Origin of the sequence: Streptomyces sp. NBC_00102 (assembly GCF_026343115.1) — a bacterium.
Classification (GTDB): domain Bacteria; phylum Actinomycetota; class Actinomycetes; order Streptomycetales; family Streptomycetaceae; genus Streptomyces.
In genome coordinates this window covers 4,940,666-4,961,123 of the sequence record NZ_JAPEMC010000001.1, presented here as the reverse complement: position 1 = coordinate 4,961,123, position 20,458 = coordinate 4,940,666, and the positions used below count along the sequence as shown (strand labels likewise).

The following is a 20,458-nucleotide window of genomic DNA, read 5'->3' as shown; positions in this document are numbered from 1 at the left end:
CCGTTCCGGCACCAGAACGAGCCGTAGTAGACATGTTCCCTACCAGCCGTCAAGGGAGACCTCCGAGTCTCCCGCGAGGTAGCAACTGAGGGCGTTTGAAGTGGTGTTCACGAACTCCTCAGGGATGGAGTCGGCATCAACCCACCGGACTTGGGCGTGCTTTCGCGGCTCACGGTTCTCGGGTTCGCCGGTCCAGTCGTGGGCGGCGAAGACGACGGTGAGGAAGCCGTTGGGGGCTTCGACGCCCCAGGCGCCGTGAATGATGTGCGCGACCTTGAGGGATTCGGGCTTCACGGTGAGGCCGGTCTCCTCGTACAGCTCGCGGACCGCAGTCTCGGTGATCGGCTCCCCCGGCTCGCTCTTGCCGACCGGCAAGTCCCACATCCCCTGGGCGAACTTGGCGTTCTCGCTGTGCTGGAGGAGGACGACGCGGTTGGTGGCCTTGTCGTGGACGATGACGGCCGCGACGAGCAGCGTCATCGAGTCGAGCGCCGGCTTGAGGGCCGGGGGGCGGTTGTCGGTCTGCTGGGCCACGGGGTTCCCTTCGTCGGGCGGGTTGTTGGGCATGTTAGGCGAGGGCCTCGCGGGCGCGGCGGGCGAGATCCGCAGCTCCCGGGACGCGGCGGCGCTGGTAGACCGCGAGCGTGGAGCGGATCGAGGTGATCGCCTTGCGGGTGCGGTCGGAGGTCATGCCCTCCATGAGAACCAGGGCCTGGGTCCAGGCCGCGACCGCTTCGTCTGCGCGGGCCTGGGCAGCGAGGCTGTCGCCGAGGTCGGCGTGGGTGAGGGCGTGCACGCGCTTGTACTTCTCCGGGTCCCAGCGGGTGAGCGCGTCGCGGTGCTGCTGTTCCGTACCGATGTGGTCCGAGAGGTCCGTCAGGGTGCGGGCGGTGTGGCTGGCGACGGTGCCAGCTGCCGGGCCGCTGACGCGGGAGAAGCTGGGCTGGGGACCGTCCTCGCGCAGAAGCGCGTCTTCGGCGGCGAGGAGAGCTCGGGCGGCCCGTGGATTCTCGCCGACGGCTGCGTAGGCGCGGGCGTGCGTGATGTGAAGGAGCGCTTCCGTCTGACCGTCGACGTGGCCGAGGCCGCGGGCGAGCGCGCCTTCGACGAGATCCACGCAGTGGTGGGGTTGCTTGAGACTGAGGGACTGGTGGGCGAGGGCGCGCATCATCCATGCGGCGTGGCCGTGGGGATCGGCTTCGCAGGCAAGTTGGTAGCCGACCTGGTAGTAGCGCTGGGCAGCGCCTTCGTGTCCAAGGTCGTGGTGCTTCCACCCTGCGAGGTAGGCAAGTTCGGCGACAGCGCCGAAGGCAGCCTGGCGTAAGGCTTCACTGGGGAACCGTCCGCGCAGCATGGGGGCTGCCGTGTCGGCGAGGTACGCGGTGACCGTGGTCAGGCCGTGCCCGCCGCCGAGCCTCTCGTCGGCGGCACTGAAGGCCGCCGTGATCTGCCGTACGACGTCGATGTCGTCGCTGCCGACGAGGGAGCGGGCGGTGCGGGCGCGGAGCATCCGCGAGGTGGCCTCGTGGTCGTGCTGGAGCGGCATGGCCACGCCGGCCGTGGTGAAGGCGGCGATGGCGAGGAAGCTTCGGCGTTCGACGTCCGCGCGGCCGAGGTCGGTGACCGCGGTGACGGGGTCGGTGTCCGGTGGCGACTCCACGTCGGGTGAGTGGAGGCCGAGCTCGGTTCGGGTGACGACGCGTCCCAGCCGCCGGGAGAGGGCTTCGGCGAGGTACTGGCCTGCCCGGCCGGACGGCGCGCGGGCACCGCCCACCCAATGGGAGATGGCCGACTTGTTGGTCTGGAGCAGTTCGCCGTTCTCGGCGGCGATGCGGCGTACGTCCTTGGCAAGCGCGTCGTACGTGCACCCGGCGGCGCTGATCGTGTCGCGCAGACGGGAGTTGGCGCTGGTGGGTGTCGGCACGGCCGCCTCCGCTCCGGATCTGTAAACCGCGTATACCGCTTGACCTCGGTCACACCGTACCCACTCTGCGTAGCGGGCGGTTCACTTATCGACAGCCGCCCCACTCACGGAATCACGGGCGGGCGGCCCCCAGAGTTCCTTACGCCCCAACGGGCTCGGGCATTCCTGTGCCCCGGTCCGGACGATCAGAGACGGAGACACGGTGACCACCATCGACACCGCGACCATCACGGTCGAGCTGCCCGACGCCTTCGACCCGCGCTGGAACCGCCTGCCCGGCATCCAGGTGGACGGCCGGCGCATCACCATCGACCCGGCCGAGTACTTCTTCCGCTTCGAGTCCAGCACCTGGCTCGTCGCCGACTGGGAGCTGGTGAAGGCCCAGCTCCTCGACGTGGACGAGACCACCGAGAGCGCCGTCGAGCAGCTCGCGCTCGACTTCATCAAGCAGCACAGCGAGTCCACCTCCGACGCCGCCCGTGTGCTGGCAACGGCGTGCGGGGTGTACGCGTACCTCTTCCGCGAGGAGCACCTGGCCGGCCTCGGCCTCCCGCAGATCACCACCGACCACCTGCGCATGCTGCGCGAGGCCGCCACGCTGATGGCGCTCAACAAGGTCGAGCTGGACGGGCACATCTCCAACGTCGGCCCGTGCTGGTTCTTTCCCGCCGCCACCTCCGTCGTCTTCGACCTGGACGAGGCGACGGGCGGAATGCTGGACGAGGTCTACCACGGCGGCTGGTTCAACGAGCACCGCCGGATCGAGTCCATCAAGGCCCACGCTGCGCTCGGCGGCCGGCTCGTGCACGGCTGCCAGTCCGTGCCGGACCAGTCCGGCGGCGTCGTCGCGCCCTACGGTGCCTCGATGGCCAACTTCCGTGACGACCTGGCCGAGTTCAAGGCGGGTTGGATCGAGCAGGTCTACGCCCACCGCGTGCCCGCAGCCGAGTAACCCCACCCCAGTACGGCTCCGGGGCGGGCCAGCTCGCGCGCCCGCCCCGGAGCCCACCAGTCCCCTGGAGACCTCCATGGATCAGAGCCTGTCCGCCGCCCTGCTGAACGACCTGTGCACTCTCGTCGGCAAGCCTCTCCCCGAACGTACCTCGATTCGCGTCTGGGGCATGTCCGGCGTCGAACGCGTCACCTTCCCCGACGGCACCACGGCCGTCTTCAAGTACGCCAAGGAACCCTTCGACCGCGAGGCCCAGGCCCTGCGATTGGCCTACCAGCGACGGCTCCCGGTCCCCGCGCTCCACGCAACCGCCGTGCGGGGCAAGTGGATCGGGATGCTCATGGACGACCTCGGCACCCCCGTACGGAACGCCGACGACCTCGACGGCGTCGCCGCCGCCGTCATGCTCCACGCCGCCCGCCCAGCGGGCGGTCTGCCCCTCCTCGACGGAGCGGGCCTCGCAGCCCTGCCCGGCCGAGCCCTCGATCATCTCCAGCGGCTGCGGAAAGCCGACCGATGGACGGACTGCGACGACATCGAGACCGCGCTGGGGAAGATCTCCGCAGCGGCCGAGACCCGCGTCCAGGGGGCGACGCTCGACCCGTTCGGCTGGGTCCACTCCGAGTTCCACCCCACGAGCGTCCACATCGGGGAGAACGGCTGGCACCTCCTCGACTTCGCCCGCGCCTTCACCGGCCCCGGCCTGATCGACCTCGCCTCCTACCACGGCACCACCGACGTACCGAGCCCCTTCCGCATGCGGGTGTTCCTGGAGCAGTACGTCACCGCAGGCGGTCATGAAGACGCCCTCGCCACCCGGGGCGGCCTGACCGCCGAGGCATGGGCCCTGGGCTGGCACCGCATGTGGGCCGTGGAGTGGTTCATGGAGCAGGCCATTCGCTGGATCGACGATCCGGCCAAGGACCCCGCGTACATCCCCGTTGTCCGCCGCCACCTGGGCGATGTGGTCCAACTCCTGGAGGTCTAGGTGCTCGCCCAGGTCTCTCCCTGGTACACCCACGCAGCCCAGCGCACAGCCGCTGCCCCCTCACACGCCCTCACCGCGCCTGCCCGGATGGAATGGAGCACCCACGCCGGCCTCGGTCCCGGCGCCGAGATTTTGGGACGGGACCTCTGCGGCAAGCGCGTCCTGGAGCTGGGCTGCGGCCCCGGCCACAACGTGGCCCACCTCGCGAAGCACCACCAGGCCCGCGCCACCGGCGTGGACCTGGTCGGCCTCCAGGTACGTCGGGCCCGCTCCCACTACGGCCACATCGACGGCGCCACCTTCGCCGCCGGCCACGCACTGCACCACTTGCAGGCCACCGGCCAGACTTTCGACGCGATTTACTCGGTCTTCGGTGCCGTCGGCCTCGTCGCCCCCGAACTCCTCCTCGCCGCCGTCTCGCGACGCCTGGAACCGGGCGGTGTGCTGGCCTTCTCCGTCCCTCACCCGGCCCGGTCCGGAAGACATCCATGCACGGACGACCGTCCGCGCGAGGACTACGTCACCATGCCCGACCGAACCCGACTGCCCCTCGCCCGATGGGAGTTCGACGCCCGCCGCTGGGGAGCCCACCTCTCCCGGGCGGGCCTGCGCGTCACCTCGACACAGGAGCTGCGGCACCCACGCCGCGACCCGTGGCCCACCACCCTCCTGATCACCGCCTGCAAACGCTGACCGCCGGAGGCACCGATGACCCTGCCCTACCTGCTCCTGGACATCGACGGAGTCCTCATACCGTTCCCGGCCGCCGACGGCAGCACCCCGCCCACCCACGTCCGCCACACCGTCCTGCCCTCCGGCCGACACCCCGACGCCCCCGTGCCCATCTGGCTCGACCCGAGTCACGGCGGCCTTCTCACCGATCTCCTGACCAGCGGACTCGTCACCCCCGTGTGGTGCACGAGCTGGCGCAAGGACGCCACCACGATCATCGGCCCTCTCCTGGGGCTACCCGACTTCCCCTACATCGACCTGCCTCGCCCCCAGATCACCACCAGCCACCCCGACGGCTACCTCTGGAAAAGAGACCACGTCGACGTCTGGCTGGCAGACGCCCCCGCCGTCTGGATCGGCGACGACTTCACCAGCCTCGACCACGCCTGGGCGGCCGGACGCACCGGCAGGGGAGCGCCGACCCTCCTCGTGCAGCCCGACCCACACATTGGGCTGCAGACCGAGCACTTGACCGAGCTCACGGCCTGGGTCTCGCAGTTGCCCACCGTTCGCGCCGTCTGACTGCTTTTGCCCTCGCCACCTCCATCAGCGAGGGCGGCCGGGTGGCACCCGGGCATGAGCCCGTCGGCGATCCGTGGCAGGGAACGGGGACGGTGATGTCGGAGTCAGCCGACTCGACCACTGCGGCCCCAGCCGCGTGCCCCGCCGGCCCGGAAACACCGCACCCGGCCCGCCATGGACGCCGTGTTCGGCGCCCTGCGGACCGGGTGCGGAGCGGTGGGCGTCCGACCCGCGAGAACACGCGGGTCGGACGGCCCGACCTGAGATCAGGCCTTCTTGGTCTCCCAGAAGATCTTGTCGATCTCGGCGATCAGGTCCAGAGCCTTCTGGCCCGTGGCCGGGTCGTTCGACGCCTTGGCAGCGGAGAGCGCCTTCAGGGTGTCGTTGACCAACTGGTGCAGCTGGGGGTACTTCTCGAAGTGCGGGGCCTTGAAGTAGTCGCTCCAGAGCACGGAGACGTGGTGCTTCGCGAGCTCGGCACGCTGCTCCTTGATCAGGACCGAGCGGGTGCGGAAGTCCGCGTCCTCGTTGGCCTGGTACTTCTCCTGGACGGCCTTGACGGACTCCGCCTCGATGCGGGCCTGGGCCGGGTCGTACACACCGCAGGGCAGGTCGCAGTGGGCGCTGACCTTGACCTTGGGGGCAAACAGGCGGGAAAGCATGGAGCGGTCCTTCCTCGTGATCGTCTTCTCAGGTGGGACATTACTCCGTGGAGCGCGCCTTTCGGCTAGTGCCCCCATGGGCTTAGGCCAAAAGTCCGGGGTGAGGATGAGCACCTGGGGCCGAATGTACGAGCCGTGCGCGAGACGGTGTACTGGAGGCGGACGAACGGACCGGGGAGGTAGCGGAGATGGCGGAGCCGGCGCAGGGGCCCGGGGACGGGCGGGCGGCAGGGGCGCGGTTTCAGGTGGTGGAGGTGACGGGGCCTTCGATGGTGCCGACGCTGTATCACGGTGACCGGCTCCTCGTGCGGTACGGGGCTCCGGTGCGGCCGGGGGACGTGGTGATCCTGCGCCACCCCTTCCAGCAGGATCTGCTGGTGGTGAAGCGGGCCACCGAACGCCGCCCGGGCGGCTGGTGGGTGCTGGCCGACAACACGTTCGCGGGCGGGGACAGCACGGTGTACGGGACCGTCCCGGAGGATCTCGTACTGGCCCGGGCGCAGTTGCGTTTCCGGCCGCTGAGGAAGGATCAGCGATCCCCGCTGGGGGTGCTCGGCTGGGCGGCTTCGGCGGTGCGGCCGTTGTCGGCGGACCGGTCGGCCTCCAGGCGCTTGCGGGCCCGGTAGGCGGCGACGTTGGCGCGGGTCGCGCAGCGGTCGGAGCAGTAGCGCCGCGACCGGTTGGTGGAGGTGTCGAGGTAGGCGTTGCGGCAGGGCGGCGCCTCGCAGAGGCCCAGCCGGTCCACGCCGTGGGTGGTGAGGTGGAAGGCGAGCCCCATCGCGGCGATGGCGGCGTATCCGGCGGTGGCGTTGGACGGGTGGTCCGCCAGGTGCATGTGCCAGTCCGGCTTCCCGCTCCCGTCCAGGGTGTCGTGGCCGGAGATCTGCGGGCTGACCGGGAACTCGAGGAGCAGGGAGTTCAGCAGGTCGACCGCGAGGGTCTCGTCGCCCCCGTCCGCCGCCTCGAAGACCGACCGCAGCCGGCCCCGTACGGAACGGAAGCGGGTCACGTCGGCGTCGGTCGCCCGCCGGGCGGCCTGGGAGTTGCCGGCGAAGAGGTCGCGAACGGCGTCGACCGAGGTGAGCACGTCCCTGTTCCGGGCCGGCTCCTCGGTGTTGACCAGACGCACGGCGTAGTCCGAGTAATAGGCCAGTTCCACTTGTCGTCCTTACGGCGTGGGTCTAAAGTTCCTACGGTCAGAGCGTAATGGTTGAAGTCGCATATTGAGTATTACATCAGGGGTGATGGCTCACATGGCGGACATGATGGCGAACCTGACGGACACGGGGACGAACGCGAACACCGCGGGCGCGACGGCCGCCGGCACCGACTGGCGGTCCTGGCAGGAGAGCTGGGACCGCCAGCAGGAGTGGTACATGCCGGACCGCGAGGAGCGCTTCCGGATCATGTTCGACATGGTCGAGGCCGTGGTGGGCCCCGAGCCGAGCGTGCTCGACCTCGCCTGCGGTACGGGAAGTATTACGGACCGGCTGCTGCGGCGGTTCCCGAAAGCCACCAGCACCGGCGTGGATCTCGATCCCGCGCTGCTCGCCATCGCCCGCGGCACCTTCACCGGTGACGACCGGGTCACCCTCGTCACCGCCGACCTCAAGGACCCTTCCTGGGCCGAGGCCCTCCCCCGGACCTCGTACGACGCCGTTCTCACCGCCACGGCGCTCCACTGGTTCCGCAGCGGTCCGCTCACCACGCTCTACGGGCAGCTCGGCCGACTGGTCCGGGACGGCGGGGTGTTCATGAACGCGGACCACATGACCGACCCGTCCACTCCCCGTATCAACGCCGCCGAACGCGCCCGCCGGCATGCGGCCATGGACCGTGCGAAGGCTGCGGGGGTGCTCGACTGGGCCGCGTGGTGGGACCTGGCCGGGAAGGACCCGGCCCTCGCCGGACCGACCGCCGAGCGGTTCGCGATCTACGGCGAGCACGCCGAAGGTGACACGCCCTCGGCCGATTGGCACGCCCGTACCCTTCGCGCGTCCGGCTTCGCCGAGGCGCGGACCGTCTGGTCCTCGCCCTCGGACGCGGTGGTGCTGGCACTGAAGTAGGCGAGCGGGGGAGAGCGGATCACGGCAGGGGCGGTACGGGAACTTCCGTACCGCCCCTGCCACTTCCGCGTCCGGGAACGTACGCGTCCGGGAACGTACGCGTCCGGGAACGTCCGCGTCCGCGTCCGCGTCCGGGAACGTTCGCGATCCGTTGCCGTCGGCCGCAACCTCCGGGGCGGTCCGGCGCACTGGAAGGGGTGAGACGGTCCGCACCCGCGGGCCTGGAGAGGGGCGGGGAATGCGGATCGACGAGGATGCCGCGCTGCACGCCTTCGTGGAGAGCCGGCGCACCGCGCTGTACCGGAGCGCGTACCTGCTCTGCGGCGACCGCCACGAGGCCGAGGACCTGGTGCAGACGGCGCTCGTGAAGGTGGTGGTGGGCGGCCGGCGGCACGGGCGGCTCGACAACATCGAGGCGTACGCGCGCAAGACGCTGGTCAACACCTTCATCGCGTCCCGCCGCAGGTTCTGGCGGCGGGAGCAGCCCTTCGGCGAACTGCCCGACCGCGCGGGCGGCCAGGACGACACCGACACCGGCCTCCAGGTACGGGCGGCACTCGCCCGGCTCACGGCCAGGCAGCGCGCGGTTCTGGTCCTCCGCTACTGGGAGGACCTCAGCGTCGAGGCCACGGCGGAGCTGCTCGGGATGCGGCAGAACACGGTCAAGAGCCACACGGCTCGGGGATTGGCGGCGCTGCGCGCCGAGATGACGGAGGAATTGGTGTGAGCGACGACGTGAAGAACCTGCTGGAACGGGCCGCGGCGGACGCCGGGCGTCCGGTCCTGTCGACGGAGGCGGTCTGGGCGGGGGCGGCCCGGGTACGGTTCCGTCGGCGTGCCGCTGTCTCGTGCGCGGCGCTGGCGGTCGTCGCGGCCGGCGCGGTCGCGGTGCCGCAGCTGGCCGGGGCGGACGGGTCCACGGCCTCGCTGGACCGGGTCTCGGTCGCGGCGTCGGCCGACGCGGCCGGGACGGACAAGGCGAGCCGGGTCGCCGCGCTGCTGCCCGCCGGGGTCGGCAAGCTGGAGGAGGTCTCGTTCGTGGTGCTGATCAAGCACGTGAAGCCGAGCGAGGACACGAGGCACTTCCTCGGTCCGCTGGACGGGGACTACGCGGTCCGCAAGGACGGCGGGGTCGGCTACCTCTCGTTCGAGTTCAGGAGCGCGAAGGAGATCGCCGCGAAGAGCGGGAACGAGGTGCCGGCCGCGGACCAGGACCTGTGCGAGCCCAACGGCAAGGAGCCCGAGCGCGCCGACTGCGTGCGCGAGGTGCTGCCGGACGGGCGGGTGCTCACCACGTGGAGCGACCCGATGGACTACGGGGACGGAACGCCCCAGTGGGGTCCGGAGATCGACGGGCAGCTGATCCTGAAGGACGGCAGCGCCCTGATGCTCCGTTCCAGCACCGGGTTCGAGGCGAAGGGGGCGCAGGGCCCACTGCTGAAGGCCCCGCCGCTGAACGCCACCCAGGTCCGCGGGCTGATGCTTCGCCCGGAGCTGCTGCCGGAGAAGTGACGGACGGCGGGTGTGGCCCCGGGGCGGTCCCGGCCGGAAGGCCGGGGCCGCCCCTCGGGGGACGTCGGGGTCGTACCGTCGGGGGCGTCGGGGTCGTACGGCCGGGGGGCCGGCGCGGCCGTCGGCGCCCCCGGTGACCGGCGTCGGCCCCCGTACGACCGCGTGCGGCTACAGCACCTTGGAGAGGAACGCCTGCGTCCGCTCGTGCCGCGGGTTCGTCAGCACGTCCCTCGGGTGTCCGGACTCGACGACCACGCCGTCGTCCATGAAGACGAGCGCGTCGCCGACCTCACGGGCGAAGCCCATCTCGTGGGTGACGACGATCATCGTCATGCCGTCCTCGGCCAGTCCCCGCATGACGTCGAGGACGTCGCCGACGAGCTCGGGGTCGAGCGCCGAGGTGGGCTCGTCGAAGAGCATCAGCTTCGGTTCCATGGCCAGGGCGCGGGCGATGGCGACGCGCTGCTGCTGTCCGCCGGAGAGCTGCGAGGGGAAGTTGCCCGCCTTGTCGGCCAGGCCGACCCGGTCGAGCAGCCGCTCCGCGCGTTCGCGGGCGACGGGGCGGGGCAGGCCCAGCACCTGGACGGGTGCCTCCATGACGTTCTCGACAGCCGTCATGTGGGGGAACAGGTTGAAGCGCTGGAAGACCATGCCGATGTCCCGGCGCCGCAGGGCGACTTCGCTGTCCTTGAGCTCGTAGAGCTTGTCGCCCTTCTGCCGGTAGCCGACCAGTTCGCCGTCGACGGAGAGCCGTCCGGCGTTGATCTTCTCCAGGTGGTTGATGCACCGCAGGAAGGTCGACTTGCCGGAGCCGCTGGGGCCGATCAGGCAGAAGACCTCTCCGGGTGCGACCTCCAGGTCGATGCCCTTGAGGACGTGCGCGGGGCCGTAGGACTTGTGGACGCCCTCGGCCTTCACCATGGCGGTCATGCGACGCCTCCCTTGGGGCGGCCGAGCGTGAGCATGCCGGCCTTGATCCTCTGGAACGGGGTGGGGGGCAGGCTGCGGCTCGACCCGCGCGCGAAGTGGCGTTCCAGGTAGTACTGGCCGACGCTCAGGACCGAGGTCGCCACCATGTACCAGACGGCCGCGAGGAAGAGCATCTCCACGGTGGCGCCGGAGGACTGGGAGACGTTCTGGGTGGAGCGCAGGAGTTCGCCGTACTGCACGGCGACCGCGAGCGAGGAGGTCTTCAGCATGTTGATGACCTCGTTGCCCGTGGGCGGCACGATGACGCGCATCGCCTGGGGGACGACGATCCGGCGGAGCGTCTTGCCGTGGGTCATGCCCAGGGCGTGCGCCGCTTCGGTCTGTCCCTCGTCGACGGACTGGAGCCCCGCCCGGCAGATCTCCGCCATGTACGCGGCCTCGTTGAGGCCGAGGCCGAGGAGCGCGCAGAGGAACGGGGTCATGAAGTTCGACCACTCGTCCTTGTAGATCGGCCCGAGGTCGATGTACTTGAAGACGAGGCCGAGGTTGAACCAGACGAGCAGCTGCACGTAGACCGGGGTGCCCCGGAAGAACCAGATGTAGCCCCAGGCGACGGACGAGGTCACCGGGTTCTTGGAGAGCCGCATCACCGCGAGCACGACGCCGAGGACGATGCCGATCACCATGGCGAGGAGCGTGATGACGACGGTGTTGCGGACGCCGTCGAGGATCTGGTCGTTGAAGAAGTAGTCCGGTATCGCGCCCCAGACGATCTCGCCCTGGGAGAACGCGTAGACGAGCGAGGCGAGCAGGCCGAGGACCACGATCGCGGCGACGTACCGGCCGTAGTGGCGTACCGGGACGGCCCTGATCGGCTCGGGTCCGGCAGCCGGGGCCGGCGGGGTCTCCGCGGGCTCCGTCTTGTCGATGTCAATCACTGGTGATGTCCTTCAGCGCCGGATTCCCGTCAGACCCCGCCGTTGAGCTTGGCCTCGGTGACCGCGCCCGCGTCGACGCCCCACTTGGTGATGACCTTCTGGTACTCGCCGTTCTTGATGATCGCGTCCAGGGCCGACTGGATGGCCTTGGTGAGCTGGTCGTTGCCCTTGGCGACGGCGATGCCGTACGGGGCGGCCTCGACCTGCTCGCCGACGAGCTGGAAGTCCTTGCCGCCGCCCGAGGTCTTGACCGCGTAGGCGGCGACCGGGAAGTCGGAGGAGCCGGCGTCGGCGCCGCCGGCGCGCAGCCGGGTCTGGGCCTCCAGGTCGTTGTCGAAGGCCTCGATGGAGATCTTGCCCTTGCTGCCGCACTTGGCGCTCTCGGCCTTGGCGAGGTCGTGGGAGACCGTGCCGCGCTGGACGACCATCTTCTTGCCGCAGAGGTCGGACCAGGTACTGATGCCCTGGTCGTCGCCCTTCTTGGTGTAGATGGAGACACCGGCGGTGAAGTAGTCGACGAAGTCGACGCCCGTGCCGACCTTCTTCTTCGTCTCGGGGTCGACACCGTCCTGACGGTTCTTGGTGTCGGTCATGGCCGACATGGCCAGGTCGTAGCGGCCCGAGCGCAGGCCGGTGAGCAGCGTGTCGAAGGTGCCGTTCTCGAAGGTGAACTTCACCCCGAGCTGCTTGCCCAGGGCGTCGGCGAGGTCGGGGTCGATGCCGATGGTCTTGCCGTCCTCGCCCTTGAACTCGACCGGCGGGTAGGCGATGTCCGAGCCGACCTTGATCTCCCCCTTGTCGCGGATCTCCTGGGGCAGGAGGTCGGCGAGCGGGGCGGCCGGGGCCGTCGCGGCCGCGGAGGTGGTCACGTCCTTCGATCCGGCGCTGTCGGTCTGGTCACCGCAGCCGGTCAGGATCAGCGCGCCGGCCACCGCGAGGGAGCCCACCGCCGCGAGACGGGACGTGACGGGCGTACAGCGGTTGGTGCGAGCGGTCATGGTCGGGGCCTCCGGCGGTGAAGGGGCGTCAAAAGATGAATACGCAGGTGTCTTCGGGTGTCGACACCTTGAGCGATTAGCGCATCCTGCCATCCGGAATAGCCCATTCAGGGGTCCAGCCATGTCAAAATCGGGTAACGGGCAACCCCCGCGTCCCCGAGTCCGAATGCGCCGAACCGGACCATCTGCGGGAATTTCGCTTTTCGACCGGAGAATCTCCGGGGCGGCCGGACCGGCCCGACGACTCGTGTGCCGTACAACGGACTTGCCGTCGAGCCCCCTCGCCGGGCGGACTTGTCACGCCATTCGCCCATGAGTCGTGTCACCTGGTCGAAAGTGACTCGTCCACGGCGGGCCCGGTCCGGTAAGAAAGACCTTTACACCCCTCATCCGGGGACCAGGACGCGTGTGCGGCGCGTCCGCGCGTACGAACCCTCCCTGCCGAGGCGGTCCAACCGCCGGCGCGGGGACGTACGCGGTGCCCACCCACCCCTCCTCACCAGGAGCGGCAACCCTCAGACGATGAAGACTTAAGGGGTCAGACAGCATGGCAGCGGAGATCGTCAATCCTCTCAATCGCAGCACCACCGGCAGCCGGGCCGGAGAGTCGAACGTGGCCGACGAGCCCTTCGATCCGGCCTTCGCGCTCCACCGCGGCGGGAAGATGGCCGTGCAGGCCACCGTTCCGATCCGCGACAAGGACGACCTGTCCCTCGCCTACACGCCGGGCGTCGCCAAGGTGTGCAGCGCCATCGCGGAGAACCCGGAGCTCGTCCACGACTACACCTGGAAGTCGCAGGTCGTGGCCGTGGTCACGGACGGCACCGCGGTCCTCGGCCTCGGGGACATCGGCCCCGAGGCGTCCCTCCCGGTGATGGAGGGCAAGGCCATCCTGTTCAAGCAGTTCGGCGGGGTGGACGCGGTGCCGATCGCGCTCGCCACCACCGACGCGGACGAGATCGTGGAGACCGTCGTCCGGCTCGCGCCCTCCTTCGGCGGGGTCAACCTGGAGGACATCTCGGCGCCCCGCTGCTTCGAGATCGAGCGCAAGCTCCAGGAGCGGCTGGACATCCCGGTCTTCCACGACGACCAGCACGGCACCGCCGTGGTGACGCTGGCGGCGCTGCGCAACGCGGCGAAGCTGTCCGGCCGGACCCTGGGCGACCTGCGCGGGGTCATCTCGGGTGCGGGCGCGGCCGGTGTCGCCATCGCGAAGTTCCTGCTGGAGGCGGGCATCGGCGACATCGCCGTCGCCGACCGCAAGGGCATCGTCAGCCGGGACCGCGAGGACCTCACCGACGTCAAGCGGGAGCTGGCCGGTCTCACCAACAAGGCCGGGCTCTCGGGCCCGCTGGAGGCCGCGCTGGACGGCGCCGACCTCTTCATCGGCGTCTCCGGCGGTACGGTCCCCGAGCCGGCCATCGCCTCGATGGCTCCGGGCGCGTACGTCTTCGCCATGGCCAACCCGAACCCCGAGGTCCACCCGGACATCGCGCACAAGTACGCGGCGGTCGTGGCCACCGGACGCTCCGACTACCCGAACCAGATCAACAACGTGCTGGCCTTCCCCGGCATCTTCGCGGGCGCGCTCCAGGTCCGGGCCTCCCGGATCACCGAGGGCATGAAGATCGCCGCGGCGAACGCGCTGGCCGACGTGGTCGGCGACGAGCTGGCCGCGGACTACGTCATCCCGTCGCCGTTCGACGAGCGGGTGGCCCCCGCGGTGACGGCCGCGGTCGCCGCCGCCGCTCGGGCCGAGGGCGTCGCCCGGCGCTGACGCCCGCCGCCCCGGTGCCGTACGGCGCCCGAAGGCACGACGACCCCGCTTCCCCGCCGTGCGGAGGAGCGGGGTTCGTGCGTGCGCGGGGTTCGTGCGTGCGCGGGGTTCGTGCGTGCGCGGGGTTCGTGCGTGCGCGGGGTTCGTGCGTGTGCGGGGTTCGTGCGTGTGCGGGGTTCGTGCGTGTGCGGGGTTCGTGCGTGCGCGAGGCCGGCCCCGCGCGCGAGGCCGGTTCGTGCGCGAGGCCGGTTCGTGCGTGCGCGGGGCCGCGGATTCAGTGGCTGCGGCGGGTGACGAACTCCGCGAGGGAGAGCAGGTCCCCTGCCGCCGCCGGGTCGGGCACGGCGCGGGAGAGGTGGTGGACCGCCCGGGCCATCCGGTCGGCCGCGGTGACCTGCGCCCAGTCGCGTCCGCCGGCCCGCTCGACCGCGTCGGCGGCCCCGCGCACCTCGTCGGGTGTGACGAGGGGGCCTTCGTAGAGCGCGGCGAGGTCGGCGGCGGCCGGGTTGCCCGAGGTCAGCGCGGCCACCACGGGCAGGGACTTCTTGTGGGCGGTGAGGTCGGCGCCGACCGGTTTGCCGGTGCGCGACGGATCGCCCCAGATGCCGATCAGGTCGTCGATGAGCTGGAAGGAGAGCCCGGACTCCCGGCCGAAGCCGTCCATCGCGCCGACGGAACGCTCCGACGCGCCGGCGTAGAGGGCGCCCACGGCGCACGCGCAGCCGAGCAGTGCGCCGGTCTTGGCCATGGCCATGGTGAGGCACTCGTCGAGGGTGACCTCCCGGGGGCCGCGTCCCTCGAAGGCGCAGTCGGCCTGCTGGCCGGCGCAGAGTTCGATGACGCAGGCGGTGAGCCGCGCCGAGGCGGGGGCGGAGGCGGGGTGGTCGTCGTCGGCGAGGATGCGCAGGGCGAGCGCCAGCATGGCGTCGCCGGTGATGACGGCGTCCGGGACACCGAAGACCGCCCAGGCGGTGGGCCGGTGACGGCGGGTGGTGTCCTCGTCGATGACGTCGTCGTGGAGCAGGGTGAAGTTGTGCACGAGTTCCACGGCCACGGCCGCGCGCACGGCGCGTTCCGGGTCGCCGCCCAGCGCGCGGGCCGCCGCGAGGACCAGGGCGGGTCTGATGGCCTTGCCGGCCGGGCCGGGGGCGGGGCTCCCCTCGTCGCCCTCGGCGTCCGCCCAGCCGAAGTGGTACATCGCCACCCGGCGCATCCCGCCGGGCAACGACGCCACCGCGGCACGCAGATGCGGGTCGACGACGGCCCGGGTCCGTTCCAGGAGCGCCGCGGCCTCGTGGCCTTCGGTCGCGGCGTCCGTACTCGTCATGGTCACGGGTCACTCCCTCTGTCGCCGGTGAGCCCCCGGTCCGGTTCGCGGCGGGCCGGGGGCAACGGGTCGTACGGGCGGTGCGGTGGTACGGCGTCGGGTTGCGGGCCCGGCATCCCGTCGGGCCCGACGGGATGCCGGCCCGACGAGCTGCCGGGCCCGACGGGATGCCGGCCCGACGGCGCGGGGCAGGGGGCGCGGGTGGGTGCCGGGCCCCGGGTGCGACACCCGGAGCCCGGCACCCGGCCCCGTACTCCTCCCCCGTCCGGGACCTCCGCCGCGCCGCCCGCCCTGCTGGTGGGTCCCGTCAGCGCCAGCGGCTGACCTCGACGTTCTCCAGGACCCCGAGGGCGTCGGGGACGAGGACGGCCGCGGAGTAGTAGGCCGTGACGAGGTAGGAGATGATCGCCTGCTCGTCGATGCCCATGAAGCGGACGGAGAGGCTCGGCTCGATCTCGTCCGGGATACCGGTCTGCTGGAGGCCGATGACGCCCTGCTCGGACTCGCCGGTCCTCATGCAGATGATCGAGGTGGTGCGCGCCTCGGTGATCGGGATCTTGTTCGACGGGAAGATCGGCACCCCGCGCCAGGCCGGGACGTGCTGCCCGCCGACGTCCACGCTCTCCGGGACCAGTCCGAGCCGGTTGCACTCGCGGCCGAAGGCGGCGATGGCGCGCGGATGGGCGAGGAAGAGCTTCGATCCGCGCCGCCGGGAGAGGAGTTCGTCCATGTCGTCGGGGCTGGGCACCCCGGCGTGCGGCTGGAGCCGCTGGCCGTAGTCGCAGTTGTTGAGGAGGCCGAACTCCCGGTTGTTGATGAGCTCGTGCTCCTGGCGCTCGCGGAGCGCCTCGACCGTGAGCCGCAACTGCTGCTCGGTCTGGTTCATCGGTTGGTTGTACAGGTCGGCGACGCGGCTGTGCACCTTCAGTACGGTCTGCGCGACGCTGAGTTCGTATTCACGGGGCGCCGCGTCGTAGTCCACGAAGGTGTGCGGGACGACGGCTTCGCCGACGTGGCCGGCGGAGAGGTCGATGGCCGCCTCGCCGTACTTGTTCGTCCGCTGCTGCGGGATGGCGAGCAGCCCGGCGAGATGGTCGCGGAGGGTGCCGACCCGCTCGGCGAGGTTGAGCACGTCGGCGCGGCTCAGCGTCAGCAGGGTGCAGGCGGTGGCCGCGCGGGTGGTGAACTCCCACCGCGCGTCGCCCTCGACCAGGGAGTGGTCGCCGAAGTAGGAGCCGTCCGCGAGGACTCCGAGCACCGTCTCGTCGCCGTAGGGGCCCGTGCCGATCTTCTCGACCCGGCCGTGGGCCAGCAGGTGGACGCGGTCCGCCGGGTCCCCCGAGGCGGCGATGACCTCGCCCGCCGCCACCTCGCGCTGTTCGCAACGACGGGCCAGTTCGGCGAGCGCCTCCTCGTCCGCGTAGTCGCGGAGGGCGGGGAGTTCGCCGAGTTCGGCAGGGATGACCGCGACCCGGTCACCGGTCTGCACGAAGGTCACCCGGCCGTCTCCGACCGAGTAGCTGAGCCGACGGTTCACCCGGTACGTACCGCCCTGTACCTGCACCCACGGCAGCATCTTCAGGAGCCACCGGGAGGTGATTTCCTGCATCTGCGGCGCGGACTTGGTGGTCGTCGCGAGGTTCCTCGCAGCGGCCGTGCCGAGACTCTGCTGCGGCGTGCCCTGCGTGTCGCGAACCTCTTCACCAACGGACATCTTGACGGGTCCTCTCGATCATGGGCTGAGCTGCGTGAAGAAGCCTTTCAGCACGGAGTGTCGCTACGCCATTACACAAAAGAGTGCGACTGAAAGGGGGTTGAGCGGGGCAGCCCGGTCCGGCGGGGCCCGTCGAGCCCGATAACTTGCATCTTGGATACCAGTTATCTACGGTTCCCTCATGCGGCTGACGAGATTCACCGACGTGGCGCTGCGCGTGCTGATGCGCCTCGCCGTCGTGGAGAACGGCGAACCGCCGACCACCCGGGAGGTGGCGGCGACCATGCGCGTGCCGTACACCCACGCCGCCAAGGTGGTCGCCCGGCTCCAGCACCTCGGCTTGGTCGAGGCCCGCCGGGGACGCGGCGGCGGACTCGCCCTCACGGGGGCCGGCCGCACCGCCTCGGTCGGCGGCGTCGTCCGCGAACTCGAAGGCGCGGGCGACGTGGTGGAGTGCGAGGGGGACACCCCCTGCCCACTGCTCGCCGCCTGCCGGCTGCGCAGCGCCCTGCGCCGGGCGCAGGAGGCGTTCTTCGCGGAGCTGGACCCGCTCACCGTCACCGAACTCGTCGCCTCACCCACCGGGCCCCTGCTCGTCGGGCTCGGCACCGGCCGCCCGGACACCGGCTGAACGCACCCGCCCCACCCGGTGCGCCCCTCGCGGGCCCTGCCGGGCGCACCCGTCCCAAGAAATACGCATCTCGCATACCAATTCAACATCCGAGGAGTCCCGATGCTCTCCGAGCCGTCGACCGCCACCGTCCGCGCCACCCTCCCCGCCGTCGGGGCCGCCATCGGGGACATCGCCGACCTCTTCTACCGGAAGCTCTTCGCCGCCCACCCCGAACTCCTCCGGGACCTCTTCAACCGGGGCAACCAGGCCGCCGCCACCCAGCAGCGCGCCCTCGCCGGCTCGATCGCCGCCTTCGCGACGATGCTGGTCGAGCACCCGGACGCCCGCCCCGACGTGATGCTGAGCCGGATCGCCCACAAGCACGCCTCCCTCGGCGTCACGGCCGCGCAGTACGAGGTGGTGCACACCCACCTCTTCGCCGCCATCGCCGAGGTGCTGGGCGACGCGGTCACCCCGGAGGTCGCCGCCGCCTGGGACGAGGTCTACTGGCTGATGGCCAACGCCCTGATCGCCGTGGAGGACCGCCTCTACGCGGAGCGGGGCGTCGCCGCGGGCCAGGTCTGGCAGGAGTGGGAGGTGGCCGGGCGCACCGAGGAGACCGCCGACGTCGCCACCTTCCGGCTCCACCCCGCGGACGGCTCCCCGGCCCCCGCCTTCCGGCCCGGCCAGTACGTCTCCGTACAGGTCGAACTCCCGGACGGCGCCCACCAGATACGCCAGTACAGCCTCTCCGGCGCCCCCGGCTCCCCGCTGCGCTCGATCACCGTCAAGCGGGTCCACGGCGGCGACGGTCCGGACGGGGAGGTCTCGGCCCACCTGCACGCCCACGTGCGCCCCGGCGACCGGCTGCGCGTCTCGCTGCCGTACGGCGACCTGACCCTCGGCTCCACCGGTACGGCCACCGACGCCCCGCTGCTGCTCGCCTCGGCCGGGATCGGCTGCACCCCGATGCTGTCGCTCCTGGAGCACCTCACGGCCACCGGCCACCACGGCCCGGTCACGGTGGTGCACGGCGACCGCTCCCCCGCCGACCACGCCCTGCGGCTCGACCACGCCCGGCTGACCGCCGGACTCGCGGGCGGCGCCGCCCACTTCTGGTACGAGCGCCCCGAGGCCGGCCACCCCGCCGAGCGCACCGGACGGGTCGACCTGAGCGGCCTGACCGTCGCCCCCGGCACCCACGCCTATCTCTGCGGCCCGCTGCCCTTCATGCGCGCGGTACGCACGCAGCTGCTGGCCAAGGGCGTACCGGCGGCGGACATCCACTACGAGGTGTTCGGTCCGGACCTCTGGCTCGCCCAGGACTGACCCGCGTGCTCCCCGCGCCCGTCGCATCTGACCGGATCGGCTCGCTCGGCGGTCGAACACCGGGAGCGACGGGCGCGGGGAGGTTCGGCGCACCGGCACGGGCGGTAGCCACTGACGGAGACGTCTTCCGCGCTCCGAAGGAGTGGCCCCCATGTCCGTGCCCATGACCGCCGCCGCCCTCCTGAAGGCCCTCCAGGACGAGGGGCTCACCGTCGTCCAGGTCGGCGACTGGCGTACCCACAACCGGAACCGCGTGGGCGCCTGGGGCCCGGTGAACGGCGTGATGATCCACCACACCGCGACCCGGGGCACCGCCCGCACCGTCGAGATCTGCCGCGAGGGCCGCGGTTCGCTCCCGGGCCCGCTCTGCCACGGTGTCGTCGCCAAGGACGGCCGGGTCCACCTCGTGGGCCACGGCCGCGCCAACCACGCGGGGCTCGGCGACCACGACGTGCTGCGTGCCGTCGTCGCCGAGCGGCGCCGCCTTCCGCGCGACCACCGGAACGACACGGACGGGAACCGGCACTTCTACGGCTTCGAGTGCGAGAACCTCGGCGACGGCGAGGACCCCTGGCCCGAGGTCCAGCTCGACGCGATCGAACGCGCCGCCGCCGCGATCTGCCGCCACCACGGCTGGGGCGCCCCCTCCGTCATCGGCCACCGCGAATGGCAGCCGGGCAAGGTGGACCCGGTCGGCTTCTCCATGACCACGATGCGGGCACGCGTCCACGAGCGGCTGACGTGAGGGGTGTGCCGGCGCAGCCCTGTCGGTGAACAACGGTGGAACGAGACAGCTGTGCCCCGTCGCCGGGGTTCGGTGACGGGGCACACGGACTGAGGGCGACTCACCTCACGGCTGGTCGCCGATGTAGCGGTAGATCTCGGCGTTGGCGTTGACGCCCCAGACGGTGCCGTCGGCGGCCGCGCTGATGTCGGTCAGCCCGCCGGGGACGTTGTGCCACGGAGAGGCGTCATCGTTGGTGAACCGGTAGATCTTCCCCTCGGAATTGACGCCCCAGACGTTGGAGCGCGACCCCGCCGAGATCTTCACCAGACCACCGGCGATCTTCTTCCAGTGACTGCCGGAGCCCTGGTCGCCGATGTAGCGGTAGATCTCCGCGTTGGCGTTGACACCCCAGACGGTGCCGTCGGCGGCCGCGCTGATGTCCGTCAGCCCGCCGGGGACGTTGTGCCACGGAGAGGCGTCGTCGTTGGTGAACCGGTAGATTCGCGCTTCCGAGTTGACGCCCCAGACGTTGGAGCGCGACCCCGCCGAGATCCCCGTCAGACCACCCGCGATCTTCTTTCAATGAGCCATGTCGACCTCGTTCCTCTTGCTCGTGCCCACCTTCAGGGCCGGTTCGAGACTAGGTCGACCAAATGGGCCAATACTCGGACTGGTCAAACAAAATGATCCGGAAATGGACGTTTGGCACTGGTCTCTCCTGACGTGCCTGAAGACCGGACCGGCCGG

General features: G+C 71.0%; 22 protein-coding genes. 12 read left to right on the top strand and 10 right to left on the bottom strand.

The window, feature by feature from the left end; translation table 11 throughout:
- Positions 1–39: 39 nt before the first annotated feature.
- Together OHA55_RS22290 and OHA55_RS22285 are read right to left on the bottom strand one after the other, a co-directional pair.
- Positions 40–567, bottom strand: a complete 528-nt coding sequence (locus OHA55_RS22290; protein WP_266709004.1) for an NUDIX domain-containing protein — start codon at positions 565–567, stop codon at positions 40–42.
- 1 nt (position 568) lies between these two features.
- Positions 569–1,924, bottom strand: coding sequence for a tetratricopeptide repeat protein (locus OHA55_RS22285; RefSeq protein WP_266709002.1), 1,356 nt, complete (start codon positions 1,922–1,924; stop codon positions 569–571).
- 202 nt (positions 1,925–2,126) lie between these two features.
- On the opposite strand from OHA55_RS22285, the gene OHA55_RS22280 reads away from it, so the two are divergent.
- From OHA55_RS22280 to OHA55_RS22265, 4 genes are all read left to right on the top strand, one after another.
- Entirely contained in the window at positions 2,127–2,876 is a 750-nt protein-coding gene (locus OHA55_RS22280; protein WP_266709000.1) for a hypothetical protein, read from the top strand.
- Between the two features lie 76 nt (positions 2,877–2,952).
- A complete protein-coding gene (locus OHA55_RS22275; protein WP_266708998.1) occupies positions 2,953–3,864 on the top strand; it encodes a phosphotransferase in 912 nt (303 codons plus the stop codon).
- Positions 3,865–4,557, top strand: coding sequence for a cyclopropane-fatty-acyl-phospholipid synthase family protein (locus tag OHA55_RS22270; RefSeq protein WP_266708996.1), 693 nt, complete (start codon positions 3,865–3,867; stop codon positions 4,555–4,557). It abuts the gene before it with no gap.
- A 15-nt stretch (positions 4,558–4,572) separates the two neighbouring features.
- On the top strand, positions 4,573–5,118 hold the full coding sequence (locus OHA55_RS22265) for an HAD domain-containing protein (RefSeq protein WP_266708994.1): 546 nt from the start codon (positions 4,573–4,575) through the stop codon (positions 5,116–5,118).
- A gap of 266 nt (positions 5,119–5,384) precedes the next feature.
- On the opposite strand, the gene sodN is transcribed toward OHA55_RS22265, so the two are convergent.
- A complete protein-coding gene (gene sodN / locus OHA55_RS22260) occupies positions 5,385–5,780 on the bottom strand; it encodes a superoxide dismutase, Ni (RefSeq protein ID WP_266708992.1) in 396 nt (131 codons plus the stop codon).
- 188 nt (positions 5,781–5,968) lie between these two features.
- Between sodN and sodX the strand changes: the two genes are divergently transcribed.
- Positions 5,969–6,406: a nickel-type superoxide dismutase maturation protease gene (gene sodX / locus OHA55_RS22255; protein ID WP_266708990.1), complete on the top strand. Its 438-nt coding sequence runs from the start codon at positions 5,969–5,971 to the stop codon at positions 6,404–6,406.
- Here the strand turns inward: sodX and OHA55_RS22250 are convergent.
- The gene (locus tag OHA55_RS22250) at positions 6,310–6,939 is read right to left on the bottom strand and encodes a CGNR zinc finger domain-containing protein (RefSeq protein ID WP_266708988.1); all 630 of its coding nucleotides are present in this window, start codon (positions 6,937–6,939) and stop codon (positions 6,310–6,312) included. The two genes, sodX and OHA55_RS22250, sit on opposite strands and share 97 nt — an antisense overlap.
- 106 nt (positions 6,940–7,045) lie before the next feature.
- On the opposite strand from OHA55_RS22250, the gene OHA55_RS22245 reads away from it, so the two are divergent.
- The 3 genes from OHA55_RS22245 to OHA55_RS22235 all read left to right on the top strand — a co-directional run bounded on the left by OHA55_RS22245 (position 7,046) and on the right by OHA55_RS22235 (position 9,358).
- On the top strand, positions 7,046–7,846 hold the full coding sequence (locus tag OHA55_RS22245; protein WP_266710998.1) for a trans-aconitate 2-methyltransferase: 801 nt from the start codon (positions 7,046–7,048) through the stop codon (positions 7,844–7,846).
- A 238-nt stretch (positions 7,847–8,084) separates the two neighbouring features.
- Positions 8,085–8,573: a SigE family RNA polymerase sigma factor gene (locus tag OHA55_RS22240; RefSeq protein ID WP_266708986.1), complete on the top strand. Its 489-nt coding sequence runs from the start codon at positions 8,085–8,087 to the stop codon at positions 8,571–8,573.
- Positions 8,570–9,358: a hypothetical protein gene (locus OHA55_RS22235; protein WP_266708984.1), complete on the top strand. Its 789-nt coding sequence runs from the start codon at positions 8,570–8,572 to the stop codon at positions 9,356–9,358. Before OHA55_RS22240 ends, OHA55_RS22235 begins: the two co-directional genes overlap by 4 nt.
- Positions 9,359–9,526: 168 nt before the next feature.
- On the opposite strand, the gene OHA55_RS22230 is transcribed toward OHA55_RS22235, so the two are convergent.
- From OHA55_RS22230 to OHA55_RS22220, 3 genes are read right to left on the bottom strand one after another with little or no spacing between them, the layout of a single operon-like run.
- On the bottom strand, positions 9,527–10,288 hold the full coding sequence (locus tag OHA55_RS22230) for an amino acid ABC transporter ATP-binding protein (protein ID WP_323180439.1): 762 nt from the start codon (positions 10,286–10,288) through the stop codon (positions 9,527–9,529).
- Entirely contained in the window at positions 10,285–11,226 is a 942-nt protein-coding gene (locus OHA55_RS22225) for an amino acid ABC transporter permease (protein WP_266708982.1), read from the bottom strand. Before OHA55_RS22225 ends, OHA55_RS22230 begins: the two co-directional genes overlap by 4 nt.
- Before the next feature lie 29 nt (positions 11,227–11,255).
- Positions 11,256–12,224 (bottom strand): ABC transporter substrate-binding protein, encoded by a 969-nt coding sequence (locus OHA55_RS22220; protein WP_266708980.1) that lies wholly within the window; start codon positions 12,222–12,224, stop codon positions 11,256–11,258.
- A 547-nt stretch (positions 12,225–12,771) separates the two neighbouring features.
- Here OHA55_RS22220 and OHA55_RS22215 point away from each other — a divergent pair.
- Positions 12,772–14,001, top strand: coding sequence for an NADP-dependent malic enzyme (locus tag OHA55_RS22215; protein WP_266708978.1), 1,230 nt, complete (start codon positions 12,772–12,774; stop codon positions 13,999–14,001).
- Positions 14,002–14,275: 274 nt separating this feature from the next.
- Here OHA55_RS22215 and OHA55_RS22210 read toward each other — a convergent pair whose 3' ends face one another.
- The gene (locus tag OHA55_RS22210) at positions 14,276–15,328 is read right to left on the bottom strand and encodes a family 2 encapsulin nanocompartment cargo protein polyprenyl transferase (protein WP_266710969.1); all 1,053 of its coding nucleotides are present in this window, start codon (positions 15,326–15,328) and stop codon (positions 14,276–14,278) included.
- A gap of 307 nt (positions 15,329–15,635) precedes the next feature.
- Positions 15,636–17,042 carry a family 2B encapsulin nanocompartment shell protein gene (locus tag OHA55_RS22205; protein WP_266708976.1) on the bottom strand — a complete coding sequence of 469 codons (1,407 nt, stop codon included), beginning with the start codon at positions 17,040–17,042 and terminating at the stop codon, positions 15,636–15,638.
- Between the two features lie 181 nt (positions 17,043–17,223).
- Here OHA55_RS22205 and OHA55_RS22200 point away from each other — a divergent pair, with 181 nt between their 5' ends.
- From OHA55_RS22200 to OHA55_RS22190, 3 genes are all read left to right on the top strand, one after another.
- Positions 17,224–17,673, top strand: coding sequence for an Rrf2 family transcriptional regulator (locus OHA55_RS22200; protein ID WP_266708974.1), 450 nt, complete (start codon positions 17,224–17,226; stop codon positions 17,671–17,673).
- A 102-nt stretch (positions 17,674–17,775) separates the two neighbouring features.
- Positions 17,776–18,984 (top strand): globin domain-containing protein, encoded by a 1,209-nt coding sequence (locus OHA55_RS22195; RefSeq protein WP_266708972.1) that lies wholly within the window; start codon positions 17,776–17,778, stop codon positions 18,982–18,984.
- A gap of 151 nt (positions 18,985–19,135) precedes the next feature.
- Positions 19,136–19,729, top strand: a complete 594-nt coding sequence (locus OHA55_RS22190) for an N-acetylmuramoyl-L-alanine amidase (protein WP_266708970.1) — start codon at positions 19,136–19,138, stop codon at positions 19,727–19,729.
- A gap of 105 nt (positions 19,730–19,834) precedes the next feature.
- On the opposite strand, the gene OHA55_RS22185 is transcribed toward OHA55_RS22190, so the two are convergent.
- Positions 19,835–20,263 carry a tectonin domain-containing protein gene (locus tag OHA55_RS22185; RefSeq protein WP_323180484.1) on the bottom strand — a complete coding sequence of 143 codons (429 nt, stop codon included), beginning with the start codon at positions 20,261–20,263 and terminating at the stop codon, positions 19,835–19,837.
- Between the last annotated feature and the right edge of the window lie 195 nt (positions 20,264–20,458).

Coding starts and splice junctions, on each gene's coding strand:
- OHA55_RS22290 (WP_266709004.1), bottom strand. CDS start 567: ATGCCCAACAACCCGCCCGACGAAGGGAACCCCGTGGCCCAGCAGACC.
- OHA55_RS22275 (WP_266708998.1), top strand. CDS start 2,953: ATGGATCAGAGCCTGTCCGCCGCCCTGCTGAACGACCTGTGCACTCTC.
- OHA55_RS22265 (WP_266708994.1), top strand. CDS start 4,573: ATGACCCTGCCCTACCTGCTCCTGGACATCGACGGAGTCCTCATACCG.
- sodN (WP_266708992.1), bottom strand. CDS start 5,780: ATGCTTTCCCGCCTGTTTGCCCCCAAGGTCAAGGTCAGCGCCCACTGC.
- sodX (WP_266708990.1), top strand. CDS start 5,969: ATGGCGGAGCCGGCGCAGGGGCCCGGGGACGGGCGGGCGGCAGGGGCG.
- OHA55_RS22245 (WP_266710998.1), top strand. CDS start 7,046: ATGGCGAACCTGACGGACACGGGGACGAACGCGAACACCGCGGGCGCG.
- OHA55_RS22240 (WP_266708986.1), top strand. CDS start 8,085: ATGCGGATCGACGAGGATGCCGCGCTGCACGCCTTCGTGGAGAGCCGG.
- OHA55_RS22230 (WP_323180439.1), bottom strand. CDS start 10,288: ATGACCGCCATGGTGAAGGCCGAGGGCGTCCACAAGTCCTACGGCCCC.
- OHA55_RS22220 (WP_266708980.1), bottom strand. CDS start 12,224: ATGACCGCTCGCACCAACCGCTGTACGCCCGTCACGTCCCGTCTCGCG.
- OHA55_RS22215 (WP_266708978.1), top strand. CDS start 12,772: ATGGCAGCGGAGATCGTCAATCCTCTCAATCGCAGCACCACCGGCAGC.
- OHA55_RS22210 (WP_266710969.1), bottom strand. CDS start 15,328: ATGACGAGTACGGACGCCGCGACCGAAGGCCACGAGGCCGCGGCGCTC.
- OHA55_RS22205 (WP_266708976.1), bottom strand. CDS start 17,042: ATGTCCGTTGGTGAAGAGGTTCGCGACACGCAGGGCACGCCGCAGCAG.
- OHA55_RS22200 (WP_266708974.1), top strand. CDS start 17,224: ATGCGGCTGACGAGATTCACCGACGTGGCGCTGCGCGTGCTGATGCGC.
- OHA55_RS22195 (WP_266708972.1), top strand. CDS start 17,776: ATGCTCTCCGAGCCGTCGACCGCCACCGTCCGCGCCACCCTCCCCGCC.
- OHA55_RS22190 (WP_266708970.1), top strand. CDS start 19,136: ATGTCCGTGCCCATGACCGCCGCCGCCCTCCTGAAGGCCCTCCAGGAC.